The sequence below is a fragment of the Amycolatopsis sp. NBC_00348 genome, from assembly GCF_036114655.1.
In the GTDB taxonomy this organism is placed as follows: domain Bacteria; phylum Actinomycetota; class Actinomycetes; order Mycobacteriales; family Pseudonocardiaceae; genus Amycolatopsis.
Map to the genome: position 1 here is coordinate 2,671,076 of NZ_CP107994.1, position 22,426 is coordinate 2,693,501.

At 72.0% G+C, this 22,426-nt stretch carries 23 protein-coding genes; 14 read left to right on the plus strand and 9 right to left on the minus strand.

What is annotated here, in order from left to right; translation table 11 throughout:
- Window positions 1-62: 62 nt before the first annotated feature.
- The gene (locus tag OHS58_RS12030) at window positions 63-563 is read right to left on the minus strand and encodes a GtrA family protein (RefSeq protein WP_328648272.1); all 501 of its coding nucleotides are present in this window, start codon (window positions 561-563) and stop codon (window positions 63-65) included.
- A 179-nt stretch (window positions 564-742) separates the two neighbouring features.
- Between OHS58_RS12030 and OHS58_RS12035 the strand changes: the two genes are divergently transcribed.
- Entirely contained in the window at window positions 743-1,897 is a 1,155-nt protein-coding gene (locus tag OHS58_RS12035) for an NAD-dependent epimerase/dehydratase family protein (RefSeq protein ID WP_328648273.1), read from the plus strand.
- Between the two features lie 51 nt (window positions 1,898-1,948).
- Here OHS58_RS12035 and OHS58_RS12040 read toward each other — a convergent pair whose 3' ends face one another.
- Window positions 1,949-2,308 carry a nuclear transport factor 2 family protein gene (locus tag OHS58_RS12040; protein ID WP_328648274.1) on the minus strand — a complete coding sequence of 120 codons (360 nt, stop codon included), beginning with the start codon at window positions 2,306-2,308 and terminating at the stop codon, window positions 1,949-1,951.
- Between the two features lie 282 nt (window positions 2,309-2,590).
- Here OHS58_RS12040 and OHS58_RS12045 point away from each other — a divergent pair, with 282 nt between their 5' ends.
- Both OHS58_RS12045 and OHS58_RS12050 read left to right on the plus strand, forming a co-directional pair.
- The gene (locus OHS58_RS12045; protein ID WP_442875561.1) at window positions 2,591-3,388 is read left to right on the plus strand and encodes a helix-turn-helix domain-containing protein; all 798 of its coding nucleotides are present in this window, start codon (window positions 2,591-2,593) and stop codon (window positions 3,386-3,388) included.
- Between the two features lie 42 nt (window positions 3,389-3,430).
- Window positions 3,431-4,219, plus strand: coding sequence for an aldo/keto reductase (locus OHS58_RS12050; RefSeq protein WP_326949763.1), 789 nt, complete (start codon window positions 3,431-3,433; stop codon window positions 4,217-4,219).
- Window positions 4,220-4,222: 3 nt separating this feature from the next.
- Here OHS58_RS12050 and OHS58_RS12055 read toward each other — a convergent pair whose 3' ends face one another.
- From OHS58_RS12055 to OHS58_RS12080, 6 genes are all read right to left on the minus strand, one after another.
- Window positions 4,223-5,275 (minus strand): hypothetical protein, encoded by a 1,053-nt coding sequence (locus OHS58_RS12055; protein ID WP_328648276.1) that lies wholly within the window; start codon window positions 5,273-5,275, stop codon window positions 4,223-4,225.
- 720 nt (window positions 5,276-5,995) lie between these two features.
- A complete protein-coding gene (locus OHS58_RS12060) occupies window positions 5,996-6,892 on the minus strand; it encodes a 3-methyladenine DNA glycosylase (RefSeq protein WP_326953175.1) in 897 nt (298 codons plus the stop codon).
- Complete coding sequence (locus OHS58_RS12065) at window positions 6,889-7,932, minus strand: hemolysin family protein (protein WP_247051958.1); 1,044 nt, start codon at window positions 7,930-7,932, stop codon at window positions 6,889-6,891. Before OHS58_RS12065 ends, OHS58_RS12060 begins: the two co-directional genes overlap by 4 nt.
- Window positions 7,929-9,284, minus strand: a complete 1,356-nt coding sequence (locus OHS58_RS12070; RefSeq protein ID WP_326953176.1) for a hemolysin family protein — start codon at window positions 9,282-9,284, stop codon at window positions 7,929-7,931. Before OHS58_RS12070 ends, OHS58_RS12065 begins: the two co-directional genes overlap by 4 nt.
- A 198-nt stretch (window positions 9,285-9,482) precedes the next feature.
- The gene (locus tag OHS58_RS12075) at window positions 9,483-10,058 is read right to left on the minus strand and encodes a TIGR03086 family metal-binding protein (RefSeq protein ID WP_442875530.1); all 576 of its coding nucleotides are present in this window, start codon (window positions 10,056-10,058) and stop codon (window positions 9,483-9,485) included.
- Between the two features lie 14 nt (window positions 10,059-10,072).
- On the minus strand, window positions 10,073-10,657 hold the full coding sequence (locus OHS58_RS12080; protein WP_247051955.1) for a TetR/AcrR family transcriptional regulator: 585 nt from the start codon (window positions 10,655-10,657) through the stop codon (window positions 10,073-10,075).
- Between the two features lie 186 nt (window positions 10,658-10,843).
- Between OHS58_RS12080 and OHS58_RS12085 the strand changes: the two genes are divergently transcribed.
- The 5 genes from OHS58_RS12085 to pip all read left to right on the plus strand — a co-directional run bounded on the left by OHS58_RS12085 (window position 10,844) and on the right by pip (window position 15,062).
- Window positions 10,844-11,248 (plus strand): hypothetical protein, encoded by a 405-nt coding sequence (locus tag OHS58_RS12085; RefSeq protein WP_247051954.1) that lies wholly within the window; start codon window positions 10,844-10,846, stop codon window positions 11,246-11,248.
- Complete coding sequence (locus OHS58_RS12090) at window positions 11,245-11,901, plus strand: DUF3558 domain-containing protein (RefSeq protein ID WP_328648278.1); 657 nt, start codon at window positions 11,245-11,247, stop codon at window positions 11,899-11,901. Before OHS58_RS12085 ends, OHS58_RS12090 begins: the two co-directional genes overlap by 4 nt.
- A gap of 3 nt (window positions 11,902-11,904) precedes the next feature.
- Window positions 11,905-13,275, plus strand: a complete 1,371-nt coding sequence (locus OHS58_RS12095) for a WXG100 family type VII secretion target (protein WP_328648279.1) — start codon at window positions 11,905-11,907, stop codon at window positions 13,273-13,275.
- Between the two features lie 27 nt (window positions 13,276-13,302).
- Complete coding sequence (locus OHS58_RS12100; protein ID WP_247064315.1) at window positions 13,303-14,031, plus strand: ESX secretion-associated protein EspG; 729 nt, start codon at window positions 13,303-13,305, stop codon at window positions 14,029-14,031.
- Between the two features lie 83 nt (window positions 14,032-14,114).
- Window positions 14,115-15,062 (plus strand): prolyl aminopeptidase, encoded by a 948-nt coding sequence (gene pip / locus OHS58_RS12105; protein ID WP_328648280.1) that lies wholly within the window; start codon window positions 14,115-14,117, stop codon window positions 15,060-15,062.
- Window positions 15,063-15,107: 45 nt separating this feature from the next.
- Here the strand turns inward: pip and OHS58_RS12110 are convergent, their stop codons facing one another.
- On the minus strand, window positions 15,108-16,307 hold the full coding sequence (locus OHS58_RS12110; RefSeq protein WP_328648281.1) for a Glu/Leu/Phe/Val dehydrogenase dimerization domain-containing protein: 1,200 nt from the start codon (window positions 16,305-16,307) through the stop codon (window positions 15,108-15,110).
- A gap of 118 nt (window positions 16,308-16,425) precedes the next feature.
- Here OHS58_RS12110 and OHS58_RS12115 point away from each other — a divergent pair, with 118 nt between their 5' ends.
- From OHS58_RS12115 to OHS58_RS12140, 6 genes are all read left to right on the plus strand, one after another.
- On the plus strand, window positions 16,426-17,352 hold the full coding sequence (locus OHS58_RS12115; RefSeq protein WP_247051949.1) for a LysR family transcriptional regulator: 927 nt from the start codon (window positions 16,426-16,428) through the stop codon (window positions 17,350-17,352).
- Between the two features lie 120 nt (window positions 17,353-17,472).
- Window positions 17,473-18,741 carry a glutamate-cysteine ligase family protein gene (locus tag OHS58_RS12120; RefSeq protein WP_328648282.1) on the plus strand — a complete coding sequence of 423 codons (1,269 nt, stop codon included), beginning with the start codon at window positions 17,473-17,475 and terminating at the stop codon, window positions 18,739-18,741.
- Window positions 18,738-20,072, plus strand: a complete 1,335-nt coding sequence (egtB, locus tag OHS58_RS12125) for an ergothioneine biosynthesis protein EgtB (RefSeq protein ID WP_328648283.1) — start codon at window positions 18,738-18,740, stop codon at window positions 20,070-20,072. Before OHS58_RS12120 ends, egtB begins: the two co-directional genes overlap by 4 nt.
- A 5-nt stretch (window positions 20,073-20,077) precedes the next feature.
- Window positions 20,078-20,854 (plus strand): ergothioneine biosynthesis protein EgtC, encoded by a 777-nt coding sequence (gene egtC / locus OHS58_RS12130; protein WP_326949752.1) that lies wholly within the window; start codon window positions 20,078-20,080, stop codon window positions 20,852-20,854.
- A complete protein-coding gene (egtD, locus tag OHS58_RS12135) occupies window positions 20,851-21,828 on the plus strand; it encodes an L-histidine N(alpha)-methyltransferase (RefSeq protein ID WP_328648284.1) in 978 nt (325 codons plus the stop codon). Before egtC ends, egtD begins: the two co-directional genes overlap by 4 nt.
- A gap of 46 nt (window positions 21,829-21,874) precedes the next feature.
- On the plus strand, window positions 21,875-22,297 hold the full coding sequence (locus OHS58_RS12140; RefSeq protein ID WP_328649795.1) for a nitroreductase family deazaflavin-dependent oxidoreductase: 423 nt from the start codon (window positions 21,875-21,877) through the stop codon (window positions 22,295-22,297).
- Window positions 22,298-22,426: the final 129 nt, after the last annotated feature.

Here is a 22,426-nt window from a genome sequence, read left to right on the forward strand (position 1 = left end):
TCGACACGCGTGATCAGTGGGACGACACGGGGTTGGTGCCGGGGACCGGACCGACCCGCCAGTTACGACGAGGACGTGGTGGCGGGGCTAAGTCCTGCGCCGCGGCCGAACACGAGGCGGTCGAGCAGCGTGAACTTCACGACGAACACCAGCGCGTAGCTGGCGACGTACGCGCCGTCGACCAGCACGACCCACCACACGTGCGGCAGGTTCAGCGGGGTCAGCAGCGAGCCGGCCAGGGTCGTCAGGCCGACCGAGGCGAGGCCGCCCAGGCCGATCACGCCGAGGTAGGGGAGCAGCTCGCGGCGCACGCGGGGGCGGCCGGTGCGGCCCCACACCCAGCGGCGGGTGACGACGAAGTTCAGCACCGCGCCGGCGGCCCAGGCGAGCGTGCTGGCCAGCACCGGGACGCCGCCAGTAGCGAGCACGGCGAGCAGGACGACCTGGCTGAGGACCGTGGCGGCGACCGACGTCACCGCGGCGCGGCCCAGCCGGGCCCAGCCCCGGCGTCGCGTCGGTGTCTCCGCTGTGCGCTGGCGCACATCGCCGGTTACGGTCGTCATGCCCCCATCCTCCCCGCGGGTCGCGCGCGCCGCCGTCCGACCCCCCTATGCATAGGAGATTCACAGCTCATTGCCAGGTGCTCATCAGCACGTGATCGATAGCGTCGGGTTCTTGCAAGCCTCTGCTACTGAGTGGAATCAGCATGCTTGCCGCGTAAACGAGCAGGAAAGGCGGCACAATGCGAGTGCTGGTTCTCGGCGGTGACGGTTATCTGGGCTGGCCCACCGCGTTGCACTTATCGGACAAAGGCCACGAGGTGGCCGTTCTCGACAATATGGCCCGCCGTGGCTATGACGTCGAGCTCGGTGTCGAAAGCCTGGTCCCGATCGACACGCTCCCGGACCGGATCGCCGCGTGGGAGGAGGTGTCCGGACGGCGCATCACCAGCTACGAAGGTGACCTGCTCGACGCGGACTTCCTCTTCGACGCCGTCCGCGACTTCGCGCCCGACGCCGTCGTCCACTACGCCGAGCAGCGGTCCGCGCCCTATTCGATGATCGACCGCGAACACGCGGTGTACACGCAGCACAACAATGTGGTCGGCAACCTGAACCTGCTGTACGCGATCGCCGAAATCAACCCGTCGATCCACTTGGTCAAACTGGGCACGATGGGTGAATACGGCACGCCGAACGTCGACATCGAAGAAGGCTGGCTCGACCTCGAGCACAACGGCCGCAAGGACCGCGTGCTGTTCCCGAAACGGCCCGGTTCGTTCTACCACCTGACGAAGGTCCACGACTCGCACAACATCGAGTTCACGTGCCGCGCCTGGGGGCTGCGGGCCACGGACCTCAACCAGGGCGTCGTGTACGGCCAGCGGACCCCGCAGACCGCGCTGGACCCGCGCCTGGCCACCCGCTTCGACTACGACGCGGTGTTCGGCACGGTGCTCAACCGGTTCGTCATCCAGGCGGTGCTGGGGCAGCCGCTGACGGTGTACGGCAAGGGCGCCCAGACCCGCGGCCTGATCGACATCCGCGACACGGTGGAGTGCATCCGCCTCGCCGTGGAGAACCCGGCCGAGGCGGGCGAGTTCCGCGTCTTCAACCAGATGACCGAGAGCATGTCGGTCGCCGCCATCGCCGACCTCGTCGCCGAGCGCTTCCCCGGCCCGGTGCAGATCGAGCAGCTGGAGAACCCGCGGACCGAGGCCCCGGAGCACTACTACAACGTGAAGCACACCGGGCTGGTCGGCCTCGGCCTGGAGCCGCACCTGCTGTCGGACACGCTCATCGAGTCGATGTTCGATATCGTCGGGGCGAACAAGCACCGCGTGAACATGGACAAGCTGCGCCCGACCGTCCGCTGGCGGGGCGCGCTCAAGAGCTGAGCCGTGCCGGGCGGGCTCCTCCTCGCGGGGGAGCCCGCCCTTTGCGCGCGTTCAGCCGGGCATCTTGTCGAGGAAGCCGTGGACGCCGGCGATCTTGCCGTCTTCGAGTTCCACGACGTCGAACCCGATCGCGACCGGCTCGGCGCCGGGGGTCCCGAGGTACCACTGGAACCGCGCGAGGTCGTGGTGGGCGTCGGGCTCGGCGGGCAGGCTGAAGGTGAGCCCGCCGAACTGCGCCTGCGCCCCGGCCACGAACCGGTCGATCCCGTCGTGCCCCCGGACGGCGCCGAGCGGATCGGTGTAGCCGGCACCCTCGGTGAAGACGTCGGCGATGAGCGCCCTGCGCTTGTTCTCGTCGGTTTCGTTCCACACGGCGATGTACTGCTCCACAATGGTCCGCACGTCGGTCATGGGATGCTCCCTTTCGTTGGGGGACAACGGGTTGTCGTCGTCCGTCGCTGAGATCCACTGTGGCGCCCGGGCGGCGGCGCGTCGATTACGCGCGAGGTAATGCCGCGACGGCCCGCGGCGACGAGCCGTCGGCCGCGCTCGAAGAGGTGGCCGTCGCCGGTTAACCGCCCGGTGTCACGCAGGCAGCGCTGGTGTCCGCCCGGAGCGCACATCGAGCCATTACCTCCGAAGTAATGGCCGCGCCGCGGTGATCGTCGTAGCGTCGGTCCCGTGACGACTTCGGTGCAGGCGGCCGCGCGGCAGCGGCCGGTGGGTGAGCTTCTGCGGGAATGGCGCGACCGGCGGCGGATCAGCCAGCTCGACCTGGCGATCTCCGCCGACATCTCCACCCGCCACCTCAGCTTCGTGGAGACCGGGCGGTCGCGGCCGAGCCGGGACATGGTGCTGCGGCTCGGGGAGCACCTCGACGTTCCGCTGCGGGACCGCAACCGGCTGCTGCTCGCCGCCGGGTTCGCGCCCGCCTACACCGAGAGCGCGCTGGGGGATCCCGAGATGACCGCCGTCCGCCAGGCCGTGCGGCAGCTGCTCGCCGGGCACGAGCCGTACCCGGCCGCCGTCGTGGACCGGAACTGGAACCTCGTCGACGCCAACGCCGCCACCGGCCTGTTCGTCGCCGGGGTGGCGCCCGAACTGACGGCCAACGTGCTGCGCGCGACCCTGCACCCGCGGGGCATGGCGCCGCACATCCGGAACCTGGGGGAGTGGCGCGCCCACCTGCTCGGCCGGCTGCGGCGCCAGGTCGGCCAGACCGCGGACACCGGCCTCGCCGACCTGCTGGCCGAGCTGCGCGGCTACCCCTGCGACCAGCCGGTGCCCGAGGTGGAGGTCCCCGGACCGGGTGACATCTTCGTGCCGCTGATCTTCCGCCACGAGGGCACCGACCTGACGTTCTTCAGCACGGTCGCCACGTTCGGCACCCCGCTGGACGTCACCGTGGCGGAGCTGGTGATCGAGTCGTTCTTCCCGGCCGACCCGGCGACGGCCGCGTACCTGCGCGAGCGGTCGACCCGGGTGGAATGATGGAGATCCCCGCGCAGCACCCGAAGTGAGGATCACCGGTTGATGGCCGTTCCGCCTTCGCTAGCCCTGTCCGACGGAGTCCGCATCCCCCAGCTGCTGTTCGGCGTCACCGGCCTGAGCGCCTCCGAGACCGGCCGCGCCGTCCGCATCGCCCTCGACACCGGCCACCGCGGCATCGACACCGCACCGGGCACCGAGGAGGCCGTGGGCGCGGTCCTCGCCGCGTCGGACGTGCCGCGCGAGGACGTGTTCGTCAGCGTCAAGGTGCCCGTGCAGGGGTACGACGCCGCCCGCCGCGCGGCCGACCAGGTGCTGGCCGGCCTGCAGGCCGACCGCGTCGACCTGATCCTGGTGGCCGGCACGAACGGCGCGTTCACCGACACCTGGCGTGCGCTGTCCCGGTTGCGCGCCGACGGCCGGGCCCGCGCGATCGGCGTGGCGGGGTTCAGCGCGGCCGAGCTGCGCCGGCTGATCGACGCCACCGGCACCGTCCCGGCGGTCAACCTGGTCGAGCTGCACCCGTGGCTGCAGCAGCTGCCGCTGCGGGAGTTCCACGACGCGCACGGCATCCTGACCGGCGCGTCGAGCCCGGCGGCGAACAGCGCGCTGCTGTCCGACGAGACGGTCACCGCGCTGGCGGCGAAGTACGGCAAGACCCCGGCCCAGATCGTCCTGCGGTGGCACCTGCAGGGCGGCACGGTCGCGGTGGCGGCTTCGGCCACCACGACCCGGACCCGGGAGCACTTCGAGGTGTTCGACTTCGAGCTGGCCGACGACGACCTGGCCGTGCTGGCCGAGCTCGACAACGGCACGCGCGTCGGCCCGGCCTGAGGATCAGGCGGTCTTGATCCCGGCGGCGGTGAAGTCGGCCTGCTGGGCGGGCTGCTCGAGGTACTCGCGGAACGTCTGGGCCGCGCGCAGCAGGGTGTCGTCGATGCCCGGCCCGGTCAGCCCGACGAACGGGTAGTCCGCCGACCGCGCGGTGGCGACCGACTGGGCGGGCGAGCCGATCATCTCGGGCCTCTTGGTGGTCAGCTCGCTGATCCAGTACGTCGACTCGGGCAGCCACGCGGTGGGCAGCCCGCCGATCGAGTCCAGGTTGGCCCGGCCGACCAGCGCGTCGAGCACCTGCGCCGAGGGCTTGGCCTCGATCGTCACGTTCACGCACTGGCCGTGGACGACGGTGGCGGCCTGGTTCCAGCGGTCGGCCGCGGCGGCCAGCGGCTTCTGCACGCTCGGGGTGACGATCACGCGCATGTGCGACGTGCCGCTGGAGCAGCTGGCGGCCTGGGCCTCGGCGCGGCTGTTGAGCTCGCTGTCGGCCCAGTTCCAGCCGACGATGCCGAGCCCGATGAGGGCGGCGAGCACGAGACAGGCGATCGGCCAGCCCGCGATCTTGCGACGCGGGGCCTTCTTGCCGACGATGCGGTGCGAGCCGGTCGCCTCGGCGACCTTGCCGAGGGTCCGCTGGGTGCCGGTGTCCTCGCTCCGGGCGGCGGTCCGGTGCGAGCCGGTGTCGTCACTCCGGGGCGGCCCGGTGCTCTCGCTCCGGCCGGGGACGCGGGAGGTGCCGTTGGTCTCGGACCGGCCGGCGGCGCGGAAGGAACCGGTGTTCTCTCCACGACGGGCCGCGCGAAAGGTCCCGGATTCCTCGCCGCGGCGGGTGCCGTCGGTCGGCTCGGGTGCTGCGGTCTCGGGGGCCGTGTTCTGGCCGCGGCGGGTGGCGGCGCGGAACATGCCGGAGTCTTCGCCGCGGCGGGTGCCGCCGGGGTTCTCGGGTGCTTCCGTTCCATCGGGAGCGGGGGTGTTGTTCTTGCCACCGCGAGTGGCGGCGCGGAACATGCCGGAGTCTTCGCCTCGGCGGGCGACGCCGGGAGCCTCGGGCACTTCCGTTCCATCGGGAGCGGGGGTGCTGTTCTTTCCGCGGCGGCCAGCGGTGCGGAACATGCCGGAGTCCTCGCCTCGGCGGGCGACGCCGGGAGCCTCGGGCACTTCCGTTCCATCGGGAGCGGGGGCGCTGTTCTTGCCGCGGCGGCCAGCGGTGCGGAACCGGCCCGAATCCTCGCCGCGGCCGGGGGGACGCGGCGGCTCGGGGGTCTCACTGCGGAAGGTGCCGGTGTTCTCGCCGCGGCGGGGCGCGCGCGGGGCACCGGGGGCCTCGGTCCGCCCGGCGGTCCGGAACGCTCCGGAATCCTCGGTCGGCTTGCGGAACCACCCGGAATCTTCGCTCTGGCCGGAGGCCGGGGAGGGAGCGGGGGTGGCGCCGGTGGCCGGGATGACGGTGGTGGTCTCGGTGGGGCCGGCGGCACGGGGAGCGCGCCGGCCCGGCCGGCCGGCACCGGCGGACTCGCCGCGCCCGGTCCGTCGGGACGTGGGGGGCTCGGCCTGGTTCGGACGCTGCGGGACGGCACCCGGACCCTCGACGGGGGGACGCTTCGCCCCGGCGCGGTCCAGCGGGTGTGGCACCGGCTCGTCGGGCCGGGCGTGTCGCCCCATCGTCATCCTTTCGGCCTAAAGAGCACGTCAAGCACGCGCTGCTATGCAATCAAACCGTTATCACCCTAACAGGTGAGCAACGGGCCGGGAATAATCTAACTCACAGTTGTGTCACGCTCGCGGAGGCCGCCCGGCTGGGCTGACCAGGCTATTGCAGTGCGCGATCAGGCGAGCACGCAAGGGTGCCGAGCGGCGGGCGAACCCGGCCTGCGCGCGAGCGTACTCGGCCCGTCCCTCGGCGGTCTCGATCCGCACGGGCGGGTAGCCGAGAGCCGCGAGGTCGTACGGGCTCGCCCGCATGTCCAGCTCCCGGATCTCGGCCGCGAGCTCGAAACAGTCGGCCACGAGCTCCGCGGGCACGAACGGGTCGAGCTTGTACGCCCATTTGAACAAGTCCATGTTCGCGTGCAGGCAGCCCGGCTGCTCGAGGGTGACCTGCGTCGCCCGCGTCGGCTCCAGCTCGTTGCGGGGCCGCGCCGGCGGGGTGAAGAACCGGAACGCGTCGAAGTGCCCGCAGCGGATGTCCAGCGACTCGACGACCGCGTCGGTGCCCGTCGACCCGAGCCGCAGCGGGACCTGGTCGTGGCGCACGGAATCCGCCGGCTCGCGGTAGACCATCGCCCACTCGTGCAGCCCGAAGCAGCTCAGCCGGGGCGCGCGGGACGCCGTCGCGCTGAGCAGACCGAGCACGAACTCCGCCGTCTTCGCCTTGCGCTCGGTGAACCCGGCCGGGTCGAGGACGACGCCGTCGCTCGTCTCGACGTAGCCCTTCCGGTCGAGGAAGCGCCGCGCCGCGGGCCCGGCGAGCGCGACGCCGGGGCCCGGCTGCCAGCGTTCGAGGTGGCCCGGCCGGTGCGAGTAGTAGGTGAACAGGAAGTCCAGCACCGGGTGCTTCTCACCCCGGGACTTGCGGTCCTGGTGCGGGACCGTCCACCGGCGCACCCGGTCGGCGTGCGCCGCCTCCCGGGCCAGCCAGTCCGGTTCGGCGAGCACGTCGACCGCGGTCATGCGCCCACGTGGGTGCCGTCGCGCACGGTGCCCACGTACTCCTCGACGAGGTCCTCGAGCGCGACGACGCCCACCGCGTTGCCGGTGGTGTCGAGCGCCCGCGCCAGGTGGCTGCCCTCCTTGCGCATCGCCGAGAGCGCGACGTCCAGCCGGGCGTCGGCCCGCAGCTCGGTCAGCGGCCGCGTCTTCGACGCCGGCACCATCGTCGCCGGGTCCTCGCCGGCCAGGTCCAGGACGTCCTTGACGTGGATGTAGCCCGTCAGGCGCCCGTCGTCGGTGCACACCGGGAAGCGCGAGAAGCCGGTCGAGGACACCACCCGCTCGACGTCGCCGAGGGTCGGCGCGCACGGCAGGGTCGTCAGGTCGGCCGTCGGCACCAGCACGTCGGACACCGTCTTCTGCACCGAGGACAGCGTCTGGGTGAGTCGCCGGTGCTCGGACTGGTCGATCAGGCCCTCCCGGCGCGACTCGCTGAGCAGCTCGGCCAGCTCGTCGGAGGTGTAAGCCGTCTCCAGCTCGTCCTTCGGCTCGACCTTCACCGCGCGCAGCAGCGAGTTCGCGACGAAGTTCAGCAGCCAGATGAACGGGTTCGCGATCTTGACCCAGCCGACGTGCACCGGCACCAGCCAGAGCGCGAGCTTCTCCGGTTCGGCGATGGCGAGGTTCTTCGGCACCATCTCGCCGATCAGCACGTGCAGCACCGTGATGAAGGCCAGCGCGATCGCGAACGAGATCGGGTGCAGCAGGCCTTCGGGCAGGCCCAGCAGGTCGAAGAACGCCGAGAGCCGGTGCGCGACAGCGGGTTCGCCGAGGCGGCCGAGCAGCAGCGAGCAGATGGTGATGCCCAGCTGCGCGCCGGCCAGCATCAGCGACACGTGCTTGCTCGCGTTGATCACGATCTTCGCGCGCGTCTTGCCCTGCTCCAGCAGCGCTTCGAGCCGGTCGCGCCGCGAGGAGATGAGCGTGAACTCCGCGCCCACGAAGAAGGCGTTGAGCAGCAGCAGGAACACCACGAGGGCGATGTTCAGCCAGTCGCTCACGAGACCACCTCGCTTTCGGCGGCCTCTTCGGCCGGCTCGGCTTCGCGGACCGGGGCCACTTCGACCTCGGCGACGCGGTGGCGGTCCATCGTGGTCACGGTGAGCCGCCAGCCGTCGACCTCGGCGGCGTCGCCCTCGGCGGGGATCTTGCCCAGCCGTTCGAGGATCAGCCCGGCGATGGTCTCGTAGTCGCCGTCCGGCATCCGGAACCCGGTGACGTCGGTGACCTCGTCGGGCCGCAGCTGCCCGGACACCAGCCAGCTGTCGGTGCCGACCTGCTGCGACGCGGGGGCTTCGCGGTCGTCGTGCTCGTCGCGGACGTCGCCGATGATCTCCTCGACGACGTCTTCCAGCGTCACGAGCCCGGCCGTGCCGCCGTACTCGTCGACGACGATCGCCAGCTGGAACCGCGAGTCGCGCAGGCGGTCGAGCAGGTCGTCACCCGGCAGGGACTCCGGCACGGTCGGCACCGGCCGCATGACCGAGCCGATCGGCACCTTCTTGCGCTCGGCGGCGGGCACGGCGAAGGCCTGCTTCACGTGCACCGCGCCGCGGACGTCGTCGAGGTCCTCGGCGTGCACCGGGAACCGCGAGAACCCGGTGCGGCTGGAGATGGCGATGAGGTCCTCGATCGTGTCGTCCACGGTGAGCGCCTCCAGCTGCACGCGCGGGGTCATCAGCTCCTCCGCGGTGCGCTCGCCGAACCGCAGCGACCGGTCCAGCAGCTCCGCGGTCGACGTGTCGAGCGTGCCGCTCTCGGCGCTCGACCGCACGATCGAGCCCAGCTCCTGGGGTGACCGCGCGGACCGCAGTTCCTCCTGCGGCTCGACGCCGAACTTGCGCACCAGGAAGTTCGCGCTGTTGTTCATCAGCGTGATGAGCCAGCGGAACAGCGCGGAGAAGCGCGAGTGGTAGCCGGTGACCGCGCGAGCGGTCGGCAGCGGCCGGGCGATCGCCAGGTTCTTCGGCACCATCTCGCCGAGGATCATCGACAGCGAGGTGGCGATGACCAGGGCGAGCACGATCGACGCACCCGCGGCGAACGCCGTGGGCAGCCCGACGCCGGTCAGCAGCGGCCGGACGAGCTCGCCGATCAGCGGCTCGGCCAGGTAACCGGTGATGAGCGTGGTCAGGGTGATCGCGACCTGGGCGCCGGACAGCTGAAACGACAGCGTCCGGTGGGCCTTCTGCACGGTCAGCGCGCGGCGGTCGCCGACCTGGCGGACGTTGGCGTCGACCGTGCTGCGTTCCAGCGCGGTCAGGGAGAACTCGGCCGCGACGGCGAGTCCGGTGCCGACCGTCAGCAGGACGAAGACGAGGACGCCGAGGACGGCGAAGAGGATCTGCATCATTCCGCACCCGCCGAGGTGGCGGTGGGCGAACCTATCGGACAGCCGGGTCGGTCACCCGGCCCGGTACTGTCACCGGGTGACTGCGCTGCGCGCACGAAACGGTCACTCCTAGCGGGAAATCGGCGTGTACTGCGATTATCTGGACAATCTTAACGTGTCCCCGCCGTGCGGTGCGGGCACATCGGTGTGTCGGCGCGCTCACCTCGGCCGGCGCCCCAGCAGACCGACGAGCCGGGCCGTGGAGCCGGCGCCGCGGCGGACCGCGACGGGCGGGTCGAACAGGCCGAGCCCCTGCCACTCGTCCACCCACGGGCGCACGACGTCGATCAGGCGCTCGGCCAGCGGCTCGGTGACCGGGCTGGGCAGGCCGAGCGCGGTCGCGAGGTCCCAGCTGTGCACGGCGGCGTCGATCGTCATCTGCCAGCCGTACTCGCGGGCGGGGACCAGGCCGTAGGACAGGTGGACGGTGCGTTCGAGGACGCCGTCGTCGAGGAAGGCCTCCCGCGCGCCCTCGGCGGCCGCGTCCCAGGCACCGGCCGGGTCTTCGCCGAGGACGTCGCCGTCGAAGCGGTCGCCGACGTCGTCGAGCGTGGCGCCCGCGAGCAGCGACGGCGCCCAGAGCTGCTCGGCGACGAGGTGGTTCACGAGGTCGCGGACCGTCCACGCGGTGCACGGCGTCCGGCGGCCCCAGGCGTCGTCGCCGACGGCCTGCGCGGCGTCGCCGAACGCCCGGATGGCCTGGCCGTGTGCCTCGAGGAGATCCACGCGGTCCATGGGAACACGGCTGCTCAGGTGGTGCCGGGCCGGTGCCGCCGCACCGTCTCCTCGACGAGGTCGAGCACCGGGCCGAGGCCGGCGCCCGGCAGGCCCATCGCCAGGTGCGAGACGAGTCCTTCGAGGACGAGCTCGAGGAAGGCGGTGAGGACGTCGACGTCGACGTCGTCACGCAGGTTCCCGGCCTCACGCTGGCGCAGCAGCCGCAGCCGGGTCGCGGTGGTGAGCTGTTCGGAGCGCTCGGCCCAGCGGGCGCGGAACTCCGGATCGGTGCGCAGCCGCCGTGAGACTTCCAAGCGGGTGCCGAGCCAGTCGGCGGGGTGCTCGCCGTCGCCGGCCAGCAGGTCACGCATGACCTGGACGAGCCCCTGCTCGGCGACGACGTCGGCCATCCGGATGGCGTCGTCCTCGGCGAGGGCGAGGAAGAGCGACTCCTTGTCGCGGAAGTGGTGGAAGATGGCGCCGCGGGAGAGTCCGGTGGCTTCCTCGAGGCGCCGGACTGTGGCACCTTCGTAGCCGTAGCGCGCGAAGCACACCCGCGAGCCGTCGAGGATCTGGCGCCGTCTTGCGTCGAGGTGATCCTGGCTTACGCGTGGCATCCTCGAATCCTGGCACCGCGGACCGGCATCTCGCAATCCGTACGTACGTCTTGTGACCCGGAGTGCCCGGGAACCACCCGAAGGCTCCCGACGTCGGAAGGTTGCGGCGATTCGCTGACACGGAATGAGACGGTTGGCTAGTCTTTGCACCATCACGGTGGGTGAGCTGAGGGGAAGGTGCGGGGCGTGATCATCGGCGAAGCCGGACAGGCGGCGCAGGCGGTCTGGGGTGGCGACATCCTGGGCGAGGGCGGTCGCGTCTACGGCGGTGGGGGCGGCGGTGGCGGCCAGTTCAAGATGGAACCGGAAGAGCTCGCCTCGGTGATCAGCCTCTGGGAAGACGAGCTGGACAAGATCATCGACGACGGTCGCACGATCGACACGCTGGTGAACGCCTCGGTGGCGCCCGGCCAGGACCCCGCCAGCGGCAGCTACGAGACGACCACCTTCGAGTCGGTCACCTCGCTGCAGACGCAGAACGATTCCATGCGCAAGTACGTGCAGGGGTACATCAAGAAGCTGAAGGAAGCGCAGACGAAGACCGTCGCGACGGACCAGGGCATGTCCGGAACGTTCGGGCAGGCGACGTGAGGCTGCCGAAGTTCGCCGAAGCGAGTGTCCTCGGCGTGGTCGCCCTGTGCTTGTGCGCGTTCGCTTCGGCTTGCACGTCGACAACCGGTGGCACCGCCAACCCCGCGGACACGTCGTTCTCTCCGGCGTCGTCCGGGGAGCCGAGCCCGACCGCGGATGCCCCGAAAGTCACCACTCCGCTGGACGCGACCAAGTACGTGGGCGACCCGTGCGGCCTCGTCCCGGCCGACGTTCTGACCCAGCTGCGGTACACCGAACCGGGCGAGCCGCGGCCGGGCGATGCCACTCCCGAAGGGCAGTCAGGCCCCAGTTGCGGGTGGAAGATCAGGGGCGACGGACTCAGCGTGCTGGTCATCCTCGGGACGGGCAACCGCGACCAGGGGGCCGGCGGATTGGCCGGCATCCAGGCTGCCCACGACCGTTCCGGAGCTCTGATCAAGTTCCTCGAACCGGCCCCGGAAGTCGACGGTTACCCCGCGCTGTACTTCGACACCCGCGACCGCAGGGCGGCCGGAAACTGCACCATGGCGGTCGGAATCGCCGACGACCTGGCGGTCTCCGTTTTCGCGGAAGGCTACGAGGGGCAACAGGATTCTTGCGACGCAGCGCAACGCGTCGCGGCCGGAACGGTCAAAACACTCAAGGGGGCTTGACGAGTGGACGGCAAGCAGATCTACGACAACTTCAAACAGGGGGACACCGAAGGACTCCGGCAGATGTCCGAGTCGGTGGAGAAGCTCTCTTCGGCCTACATGGACCGCGCGCAGGGCATCAAGTCGCTGCAGGAGCGGATGAAGCAGGCGTGGACCGGGAGCGCCGCCGACGCCGCCAACGCCGGAGCCGGACCGCTCGAGCAGGCCTTCGCCGAGACCGCGATGCCGCTCGACATGACCAAGGCCTCGGTCGACACGCAGGCGGACGTGTTCGAAAACTCGAACAACGCCGTCGTCGAGATTCCGCCCAAGCCGGACAAGCCCAGTCCGTGGTCCGTGGGGCTCAAGGCCGCCATTCCGATCGCCGGGCCGTTCATGGCGCAGGACGAAGTCAACGACTACCAAACCGGCATCGCGAAGTACAACGCGGCCAATGAGACCAACGTCCGCGTGATGGACCAGTACAGCAGCGCCACCAGCGGCACCAAAGCCGTTCTTCCGACGGACTACGGCGTGCTCGAGTCCGACGGTGCCACGATTGCCGTGAACACGCCGCAGACGCCCGGGCGGATCAAGCCGCCGATCATCGATGGGCACAACTGGACGCCGGATCATCCCGGTGGGGGTGACGACCACACCTCGACCACCAGCGTCGACACCACGCACTCCGGCGGGACCGGCGGCACTGGTGGCACGGGAGGGACCGGCGGCACTGGGGGAACCGGTGGCACGGGCGGGACTGGTGGCACGGGCGGGACCGGCGGCACCGACACCACTCATACGACCGGCACCGGCACGACGGGCACCCCCGGCACCAACCTGCCCGGCCGGCTGCCCACCGGACAGCAGACGGGCGACCGGCCCGGCAAGACGCCGCCCGGGACGGGTGGGGTCGACTTCTACCCGACCGGCACCGGTGGGGGCGGCGGTGGTCAGAACTACTCCAACACCTTCGGCGAACCCGGCGGCTCCGGCACGGGAACCGGTCCTGGCGGGCGCGGTCCCAGCAGCGGTTCCGCGGGCGGACGGCTTCTCGACTCCAGCGGCCGCCCGATCGGCGGCTCCGGCAGCGGTGGGACCGGTAGCGGCAGCGGTAGCACCGGCAGTGGTTCCGGTGCGGCGGGGGAGCGCGGGCTCGGCAGCGGGCGCGGCTCCGGCATGGGCAGTCTCGGCAACGCCGCCGCCGCGGAGGCGGCCGCGGCTCGGTCGGCTGGCGGGCGGTCCGGGCAGATGGGGCCGATGGGTGCCGGTGGGCGGCGCGGCGAGGGTGAGGAAGATGATGAGCACCAGCGGCCGGACTTCCTGATCGAAGCGGACCCGGACGCGATCTTCGGCACCGACCAGCGGACCAGTCCGCCGGTCATCGGCGAGTAAAACGAGGTGGACGTGGCAACAGGCCGGGTGGACGTTCCGGTCGAGGCGCTGGCCGCACTGGCCGAGCGTGAGCAGGTCGGTCAGTTGCACATCACCCTGCGTCCGGAGCCCCTGTGGCTCTCGGACGAGGAGCGTGACGAGGCCGACCACCGGATCGACGCCGCGCTCGCGGAGGCCGGGCTGGTCGACGCGCGCGGGCGGGCGTCGTTCGACTTCCTCGACTGGCTTCCGCTGCTGGTGACGCCGGCGCGGGAGTGCTACGGCTGGGTCGGCGCCGGCGGCCAGACCTACGGCGTGCTCGCCGCCGCGAAGGGGCTGCAAGCGATTCTCGCGGTCTCCGACGGCGCGCACGTCGGCGTCCAGGAGATCGACCGGAACCGGCTCGCCGAGTCGCTCGTCGAGCAGCTGCCGCCGGTCGGGCCCGGCGGTGGCAACCCGCGCACCGTCCGGGTGGCGGACCTGGCCGACGCCGCCCGCCGTGGTCAGGACGCCTACCCGCTGTCCCCGGCGATCGCCGACGTCGTCAGCCTGGTCCAGCGGCCGGTCACCGGCAGTGGCGAGCTCTACGTCGGACGCCGTGACGACGTCGGCCGCCACACCTGTCTGCGGCAGCCGCTGCACTACGCCGACACGGACTGGGGCCGCTACCTCAGCTACACCTCCGGCGCCGGTGACGACGAGGTCATCCACATCGGCCCGGCCGGCCCGCGCGAGCTGGCCGACACCCTCACCGAGCTGGCCGGCTCCCTGAACTGAGCTGATCCGAAATGGCAGCGCGCGAAACCATCGCCCGGCGCTAATGTGACAGCGCTGTTGTATTCCGGTGGAAGGACGCGCTGATGGCTGGGCTGTACCCCGAGATCGAACCGTACGAGCACGGCCTGCTCGACGTCGGCGACGGGCACGAGATCTACTGGGAGACCTGCGGGAACCCCGACGGCAAGCCGGCGCTGGTCGTGCACGGCGGGCCCGGCTCGGGCTGTTCGACGAACCTGCGCCGGTACTTCGACCCGGCGAAGTACCGGGTCGTGCTCGTCGACCAGCGCGGCTGCGGCCGCAGCACCCCGCACGCCGGCGCCGCGGTCGCCGACCTCTCCGCCAACACCACCGACCACCTGGTTGCGGACTTCGAACTGCTCCGCACCCGGCTCGGCATCGGGAAGTGGCTGCTGTTCGGCGGTTCCTGGGGCTCGGTCCTGAGCCTGACCTACGCGCTGCGCCACACCGACCGGGTGAGCGAGCTGGTCCTGATGGGCCTCGCGACCGACCGCTTCCTCGAGATCGAGATGCTCATCCGCGGCCTCGGCGCGTACTTCCCCGAGGGCTTCGCGAAGTTCCGCGACGGCGTCCCGGAGGCCGAGCGCGACGGCGACCTCTCCGCGGCCTACAACCGCCTGCTGCTGGACCCGGACCCCGCGGTCCACCACCAGGCGGCCGCCGACTGGTGCGCCTGGGAAGACGCCATGCTCCCGGGCGTCCCGCCGCACGACGTCTTCGCGGACCCGGCGTACCGGCTGTGCTTCGCCCGGATCGTCACGCACTACTTCAGCAACCGGGCATTCCTGCCCGACGGCGAGATCCTGGCGAATTTGGGCAAGCTCGCGGACGTCCCGGCAGTGCTCGCGCAGGGCGTACTCGACACGAGCAACATCACCGGCACGCCGTGGCTGCTGCACCACGGCTGGCCGGCCAGCGAGCTGGTCATGCTCGACAACGTCGGGCACACCACGTCGGCCAAGACGATGCAGGACGTCTTGGTCGGCGCGACCGACCGGTTCGCGGGCTGAGGTGCCCGCGCGGCGCCCCGGTCGAGGCGCCGCGCGGACCCCGGCTCACGGGATGAGCAGCGCCGGCTCGCCCTCGGGCGTGAGCGCCGCTTCGGCGCGCGCGGCCCGGTTGGCCTCCACCAGCTTCAGCCCGGTGACGCGCAGCGGCAGCCGGTCCATGTTCCACTCCGCCAGCAGGAGCGCCACCTTGGACTGCATCTCGGTGCGCAGCCGCAGGAACGAGTCGGCCGGGTCCGCGCCGACCTCGCCCAGCAGCAGCCACCACGCCCACGCCGCGGCACCGGCGTTGGCCACGAAGTCCGGCACGACGGCCACCCCGCGCGCCGAGAGCGCCGCTTCGGCCTCCGGCGTCGTGGCCGCGTTGGCCGCCTCGATGACGACCTTGGCCTTGACCAGGTTCTCGTTGTCCGGCCGCAGCGCGTAGGAGATCGCCGCCGGCACGAAGATGTCCGCGTCGGTCGAGACGACGGCGTCGCGGGGGAGCAGCTTGATCCCGGCGGGCAGCCGCTTGCGGTCGACCTCGCCGAAGCGGTCGCGCAGGTCGAGCAGCGCCGGGATGTCGAGGCCGTCGGGTGCGTAGAGCGTGCCCGCCGCGTCGGCGACCGCGACGACCTTCATGCCCGCTTCGTGCAGGTACCAGGCTGCGCCGCCGCCCATGGTGCCGATGCCCTGGATCGCCACGGTCGTCTCGCGCACGTCCCAGTCCCACGCCGACGCGACGCCGAGGCACGCCTGCGCCACGCCGTAGCCGCCGACGACGTCGCCGAGCAGCAGCCCGCCGGGCACCGGGGCGTTGAGGCCGGCCTGCACCCGGCGCAGGGTGCGCTCCGGATCGGCCGACCGGCCGATCGCGGCGTGGAACGACTGCTCCAGCCCGAGGTCGGCGAACACCGCGTCGATCAGGTGCTGCGGGACGCCGAGGTCTTCCGCGGTCACCCAGTGGGCGTCCAGCCACGGCCGGAGGAACGAGCAGAAGCGCGTCAGGACGCCGAAGGCGCGCGGGTCCTTCGGGTCGAAGTCGATGCCGCCCTTCGCGCCGCCGACCGGCAGGTTGAAGGTCGCGGTCTTGTTGGCCATGCCCCGGGCGAGGTCCTCGACCTCGCCCATGGTGCAGCCGGCCCGCATCCGGGTGCCGCCGGTGGCGACGCCGGAGACCAGGCTGTGCACGACCAGGTAGCCGTTCGCGCCGGTGAGGGGGTCGGTCCACGACAGTCGCATCAGCGGCTCGGCGTTGCGGGGGATCATCAGGCCACTCACCTCCGGGGAAGTCGGGGCGGCCTCGTGACCGCCACCACGAGCCTGCGCCCCGGGTGGCCTTCGCGTCCATTTAACGCTACTGCACGATCTCGTTTAGGTTTGGTGCATGGAGCTTTCGTTGCATCGGCTGAAGATGCTCCGCGAGCTGCACCGCCGGGGCACCGTGACGGCTGCCGCGGCGGCCCTGCACTACACCGCTTCGGCGGTGTCGCAGCAGCTCGCGCAGCTGGAACGGGACGTCGGGGCCAAGCTGTTCGAACGGCTGGGCCGGCGGGTCCAGCTCACCGAACTGGGCAAACTGCTCACCGAGCACGCCGAGGAGATCCTCGGCTCGGTGGAGCGGGCCACGCTCGCCCTGGAGGAGGCGCAGGACGCCCGGACCGTCCGGCTGACGGCCGGAGTGTGGGCCTCGGTGGCCTCCGGCCTGCTCCCGACCGCGCTGACGACGCTGGCCGGTTCGCACCCGGGCATCGAGGTCCGGACCCGGGAGCTGGCGCCGGAGGACACCGCCGAGGCGGTCCGCGACGGCGTGCTCGACCTGTCCTTCGTCATCGACTACTCCGACGCGCCGATGCCCTGGGACGCGGGCCTGGAACGGGCCGTCGTGGCCGTCGAACGCCTCCACGCGGCGGTGCCGCGCGGTGCGGTGCCCGCGGGCTCGGCGTCGCTCGACGACCTCGCCGAGCACCCCTGGATCCTGGCCAGCCCGAAGTCGCACTTCGGCCGGGCGATGCGCACGGCGTGCCGGCGCCACGGGTTCGCCCCGAAGATCAACCACGAGGTCGAGGAGCAGTCCACGGCGATGGCCATGGTCGGCGCCGGGCTGGGCATCACCCTCGTCTCCGACCTCGGCCTGCGCCTGCTGCGCCCGCCCGGGATCGACGTCGTGACGCTCACGACGCCGTTGCTCCGAACGGTGTCGATCGCCTACCGGCGCACCGCGTTCCGCCGTCCGGCGTTGCACCTGGTGATCGACGCCGTCCGGGCCTCGGCCGCCGAACTGGGGCTGGGCACGGAATCCGCTTTGCCCTGATCCGGGACTTCTTACGGAGTGGTGACCCTGTCCTGAAGGGCAGGATCAACCCTGTTTTTGTCGTACCCCGCGTGTAGCGTCCGATGTCGAGAAAGTTCCACCACACGGGACAGGATTGACATGACAGAAGCGTCTACGGTGCACGAATTCCCCGAGAAGTCGGGTAGTGCGTCGAACCGCACCGCGCGGGTCCTGGCGGACCGCGCGGCCGGGGAGGCGTACGTGGCATCGGTGTGCTTCAAGCACGGCCCGCCGCGCCTGACCGGCGTCGAGCTGGAGTTCACCGTGCACCACGCCGACGACCCGGCCAGACCGCTCGATCCCGACCTCCTCGCCACGGCACTGGGCCCGCACACCCCGCGGACACTGCGCCCCGACAGCCCCGCCACGCCGCTCCCGGCAGGTTCACCAGTGAGCCTCGAGCCCGGGGGTCAGGTCGAAATCTCCGCTCATCCCCAGGCCACGCTGCGCGACCTCGACGCAGTCGTCTCGGCCGATCTCCGCCACCTGGGTGAACTTCTCGCCTCCCACGGCCTCCGGTTCGGTGACTCCGGCATCGACGCGCACCGCGCGCCGCGCCGGCTGCTGGACACGCCGCGCTACGCGGCGATGGAACGCCGGTTCGCGCCGATCGGGCCCGGTGGCCTCACGATGATGTGCAGCACCGCCGGCCTGCAGGTCTGCGTCGACGCCGGGGAGGCCGAGCACCACGCGGCCCGCTGGGCGGCCGCGCACGCCATGGGCCCGCCGCTGCTCGCCCTGTTCGCCAACTCCCGCGTCCACGCCGGGCGTGACACGGGGTTCGCGTCCGCCCGCTGGCTCGCGGTGCACGACACCGAGGCCGTCCGCACGCGCACGGCGCGCGTCGCGGGGGACCCGGGGGCGTCGTGGGGCGCGCGCATGATGGACACCCCGCTGATGGCACTGCCCCGGGAAGACCGCCCGTGGGACGCGCCGGAGGGGCTGACCTTCGCCGGCTGGATCGAGGGCCGGGGCCCGGCGGCGCTGCTGCCGAAACCCACCGAGGCGGACCTCGACTACCACCTCACGACGATGTTCACCCCCGTCCGCCCGCAGGGGTACCTGGAGATCCGGTACCTCGACGCGCAACCGCCGGACGAGTGGCTGGCGCCGGCCGCGCTGGTCACCGCGCTGCTCGCCCGGCCGTCCACAGTGGACAGGGTCCGCGACCTGTGCGAGCGGGTGGCGGACCGGTGGGCCACGGCCGCGTGCCGCGGCCTGGCCGACCCGGACCTGGCGGCCGTCGCGGCCGCGCTGGCCGACCTCGGCTGCGCCGAGCTGGGCCACACCGGGCTGACAGCGGAATCCGTAACCGAGATCTGCGAGAGCGTGCAGGGGCGCGCGTACCGATCGAGGAGCGAAGCATGACCACCACGGAGTCGAAGGACCTGGGCGCGGAGGAGCTGCGTGCCCGCGCGGCCGAGGCACTGACCCGCGCCCGGGCGCGCAGCGACGCGCTGACCGACGCGGTCGACGACGAGGACCTGATCCGCCAGCACTCCAAGCTGATGTCGCCGCTGGTCTGGGACCTGGCGCACATCGGCAGCCAGGAGGAGCTGTGGCTGGTCCGCGACGTCGGCGGCCGGGAGCCGCTGCGCCCGGACATCGACGACATCTACGACGCCTTCCAGCACGCCCGCGCCGACCGGCCGGCGCTGCCGCTGCTCAGCCCGGCCGAGGCCCGCAGCTACGTCCGCGAAGTGCGCGAGAAGGCGTTCGACGTGCTGGAGCGGGTGCCGCTGGGCGGCCGCCGGCTCACCGAGCAGGCCTTCGCGTTCGGCATGGTGACCCAGCACGAGCAGCAGCACGACGAGACCATGCTGGCCACCCACCAGCTGCGCCAGGGCGACCCGGTGCTGCACGCGCCCGAGCCGCCGCCCGCGCGGCCGGGCACCCTGCCCGCCGAGGTCCTGGTGCCCGGCGGCGCGTTCACGATGGGCACGTCGGCCGAGCCGTGGGCGCTGGACAACGAGCGCCCGGCGCACGAGATCGCCGTCGACGCGTACTGGATGGACACCACGCCGGTGACTTCCGGGGCCTACGCCGGGTTCCTGGACAGCGGCGGCTACGACGACGAGCGCTGGTGGAGCCCGGCGGGCTGGGCCTACCGCACCGGAAGCGGCATCACCGCGCCGCGGTTCTGGAAGCGGGAGCAGGACGGCTGGTGGCGCACCCGGTTCGGGGTCTACGAGCGGATCACGGCCGCCGAACCGGTCGTGCACGTCTCGTTCTTCGAGGCCGAGGCGTACGCGGCGTGGGCCGGGCGGCGGCTGCCGACCGAGGCCGAGTGGGAGAAGGCCGCGCGGTTCGACCCGGCGAGCGGCCGGTCGCGCCGTTTCCCGTGGGGTGACGAGGAACCGGGCGCCGAGCACGCCAACCTGGGCCAGCGCCACCTGCGCCCGGCGCCCGCGGGCGCGTACCCGGCCGGCGCGTCGCCCACCGGCGTGCACCAGCTGATCGGCGACGTCTGGGAGTGGACGAGCACCGACCTGCACGGCTACCCGGGCTTCGCCGCGTTCCCGTACCAGGAGTACTCGGAGGTGTTCTTCGGGCCGGAGTACAAGGTGCTGCGCGGCGGCTCGTTCGGCACGGACGCCGCGGCGATCCGGGGCACGTTCCGCAACTGGGACTACCCGATCCGGCGGCAGATCTTCGCCGGCTTCCGCACCGCCCGCGACGCGGGCCCGGGCGAGGGTTAGGCGCCATGTGCAGGCATCTCGCCTACCTCGGCGCGCCCGTTTCGCCCGCCGAGGCGGTTTTTCGCGCGCCGCATTCGCTGCTGGTGCAGGCCTACGCACCGGCGGACATGCGGGGCGGCGGCACCGTGAACGCCGACGGCTTCGGGCTGGGCTGGTACCTCGGCCCCGGCCACGGCGCCGACGGCGCACTGCCGCTGCGGCACCGCCGCTCGACTCCACTGTGGACGGACGAGGCGCTGCCGCCGCTGGCCGCGGCGGTCACCACCCACGCGTTCGTCGCCGCGGCTCGCAACGGCACCACCGGCATGCCGGTGACCGAGGCGGCCGCGGCCCCGTTCACCACGGGCCGGTGGCTGTTCAGCCACAACGGCGTCGTCCGCGGCTTCCCGGACTCGCTGGCCGAACTGGCCAAGACCCTGCCGGTCACCGAGCTGCTGACGCTGGAGGCGCCGACGGACTCGGTCGTGCTCTGGGTCCTGCTGCGGGCCCGGCTCGCGGCCGGGGAAGACCCGCTGTCGGCGGTGGCCTGGCTGACCAGCGCCGTCGAGGCGGCCGCGCCCGGCTCCCGGCTCAACTTCCTGCTCACCGACGGCGAAACGCTGATCGGCACCGCCTGGACGCACTCGCTGTCCCTGCTGGAAACCCCGGCGGGCGTGCTGCTGGCGTCCGAACCCGTCGACGGCGACCCGCGCTGGAAAGCCGTCCCGGACCACCACGCCGTGCGCGCCACCGCCGCCGGCGTCGACCTGCTTCCCCTGACCCTGGAAGGCACTCTCCGATGACCGAACCCGATCTCGACCACCACCGCTCCGGTGACGCCGTCACCGAGGAGCTGCGCGCCGACGTCGTCGCCGGGCTCACCGCCGAGCAGAAGTGGCTGCCGCCCAAGTGGTTCTACGACGCCGAGGGCAGCGAGCTGTTCGAGAAGATCACCCAGCTGCCGGAGTACTACCCGACGCGCAGCGAGCGTGAGGTGCTGGCCGCGCACGCCGGCGACGTCGCGGAGCTGACCGGCGCGCACACCCTCGTCGAGCTCGGGTCCGGGTCGAGCGAGAAGACCCGGCTGCTGCTCGACGCCCTCACCCGGCACGGCACGCTGGCGACGTTCGTCCCGCTCGACGTCTCCGAATCGGCGCTCGCCGACGCCGCCCGGTCGATCTCCGCGGACTACCCGGGCCTGGAGGTCCGGGGGGTCGTCGGCGACTTCACCCAGCACCTCGATCTGCTCCCCGGTGACGGGCCGCGGGTGGTTGCCTTCCTCGGCGGCACGATCGGCAACTTCCTGCCCGCCGAGCGCGCGACGTTCCTCCGGTCGGTGCGGGAGGTCCTCGACGAGGGGGAGTGGCTGCTGCTCGGCACGGACCTGGTGAAGGACGCCGAGACGCTGGAGCGGGCCTACGACGACGCCGCGGGCGTCACCGCCGAGTTCGACATGAACGTGCTGCGGGTGCTCAACGCCCGGCTGGGCGCGAACTTCGACCTCGACGAGTTCGAGCACGTCTCGCACTGGGACGCCGAGCACGAGTGGGTCGAGATGCGGCTGCGCGCCCGCCGCGAGCTGACCGTCGGGATCCCGGGCGCGGACCTCACCGTCCGGTTCGCCGCCGGGGAGCACATCCGCACGGAGATCTCGGCCAAGTTCCGCCCCGGCGGCGTCGAGGCCGAGCTGGCCGCCGCCGGGTTCGCCCTCGACCAGTGGTGGACCGACTCCCAGCAGCGGTTCGGGGTGAGCCTGGCAAGATCTGTGCGTGGCTAATCCTCTCCGGGCGCTGGCCCGGGCCCTGGGCACGAAGCCGTGGCTGATGCGCTCGGCCGGCTTCGTCGTCTGGGCGGACAAGAAACTGCACCGGGTGTTCGGCGGCCGGGTGAGCCTCGTGGCGCTCGCCGGGCTGCCGTCCCTGCGCCTGACGACGACCGGCCGCAAGAGCGGGCTGCCCCGCAGCACGAACCTGCTCTACTTCCCGCACGGCGACGACCTCGTGCTCACCGGGTCCAACTGGGGCCGCCCGCACGACCCGGCCTGGACGCTCAACCTGCGGGCCGACCCGAAGGCCGAGGTCGCGCTCGCCGGGCGGCCGGTCGCCGTCGTCGCGCGCGAGCTGACCGGCGCGGAGTACGCGGAAATGTGGCGTGAGCTGCTCGAGTTCTGGCCGGGGTACGCGATGGAGCGGGAGGAGGCCGCGCGGCCGTTGCCGGTTTTCGTCCTCAATCGGGTGGCTCGATAGATTCGCACCATCCTTTTGGACGGTGACGGCTTTCACCGGTTTGTGCCAGTCTCTCCCGGGTAACGCGCCGTGACGTCTCGACCGCGCGGCGAGTGCGTGACCTAGGGAGGAAACGTCGTGCGGAGATCC

What these genes read in the sequence shown, in the direction of transcription:
- OHS58_RS12030 (WP_328648272.1), bottom strand. Translation starts at nt 563, where the DNA reads ATGACGACCGTAACCGGCGATGTGCGCCAGCGCACAGCGGAGACACCG.
- OHS58_RS12035 (WP_328648273.1), top strand. Translation starts at nt 743, where the DNA reads ATGCGAGTGCTGGTTCTCGGCGGTGACGGTTATCTGGGCTGGCCCACC.
- OHS58_RS12040 (WP_328648274.1), bottom strand. Translation starts at nt 2,308, where the DNA reads ATGACCGACGTGCGGACCATTGTGGAGCAGTACATCGCCGTGTGGAAC.
- OHS58_RS12050 (WP_326949763.1), top strand. Translation starts at nt 3,431, where the DNA reads ATGGCCGTTCCGCCTTCGCTAGCCCTGTCCGACGGAGTCCGCATCCCC.
- OHS58_RS12060 (WP_326953175.1), bottom strand. Translation starts at nt 6,892, where the DNA reads ATGACCGCGGTCGACGTGCTCGCCGAACCGGACTGGCTGGCCCGGGAG.
- OHS58_RS12070 (WP_326953176.1), bottom strand. Translation starts at nt 9,284, where the DNA reads ATGATGCAGATCCTCTTCGCCGTCCTCGGCGTCCTCGTCTTCGTCCTG.
- OHS58_RS12075 (WP_442875530.1), bottom strand. Translation starts at nt 10,058, where the DNA reads ATGGACCGCGTGGATCTCCTCGAGGCACACGGCCAGGCCATCCGGGCG.
- OHS58_RS12080 (WP_247051955.1), bottom strand. Translation starts at nt 10,657, where the DNA reads ATGCCACGCGTAAGCCAGGATCACCTCGACGCAAGACGGCGCCAGATC.
- pip (WP_328648280.1), top strand. Translation starts at nt 14,115, where the DNA reads ATGGCTGGGCTGTACCCCGAGATCGAACCGTACGAGCACGGCCTGCTC.
- OHS58_RS12110 (WP_328648281.1), bottom strand. Translation starts at nt 16,307, where the DNA reads ATGATCCCCCGCAACGCCGAGCCGCTGATGCGACTGTCGTGGACCGAC.
- OHS58_RS12115 (WP_247051949.1), top strand. Translation starts at nt 16,426, where the DNA reads ATGGAGCTTTCGTTGCATCGGCTGAAGATGCTCCGCGAGCTGCACCGC.
- OHS58_RS12120 (WP_328648282.1), top strand. Translation starts at nt 17,473, where the DNA reads ATGACAGAAGCGTCTACGGTGCACGAATTCCCCGAGAAGTCGGGTAGT.
- egtB (WP_328648283.1), top strand. Translation starts at nt 18,738, where the DNA reads ATGACCACCACGGAGTCGAAGGACCTGGGCGCGGAGGAGCTGCGTGCC.
- egtC (WP_326949752.1), top strand. Translation starts at nt 20,078, where the DNA reads ATGTGCAGGCATCTCGCCTACCTCGGCGCGCCCGTTTCGCCCGCCGAG.
- egtD (WP_328648284.1), top strand. Translation starts at nt 20,851, where the DNA reads ATGACCGAACCCGATCTCGACCACCACCGCTCCGGTGACGCCGTCACC.
- OHS58_RS12140 (WP_328649795.1), top strand. Translation starts at nt 21,875, where the DNA reads ATGCGCTCGGCCGGCTTCGTCGTCTGGGCGGACAAGAAACTGCACCGG.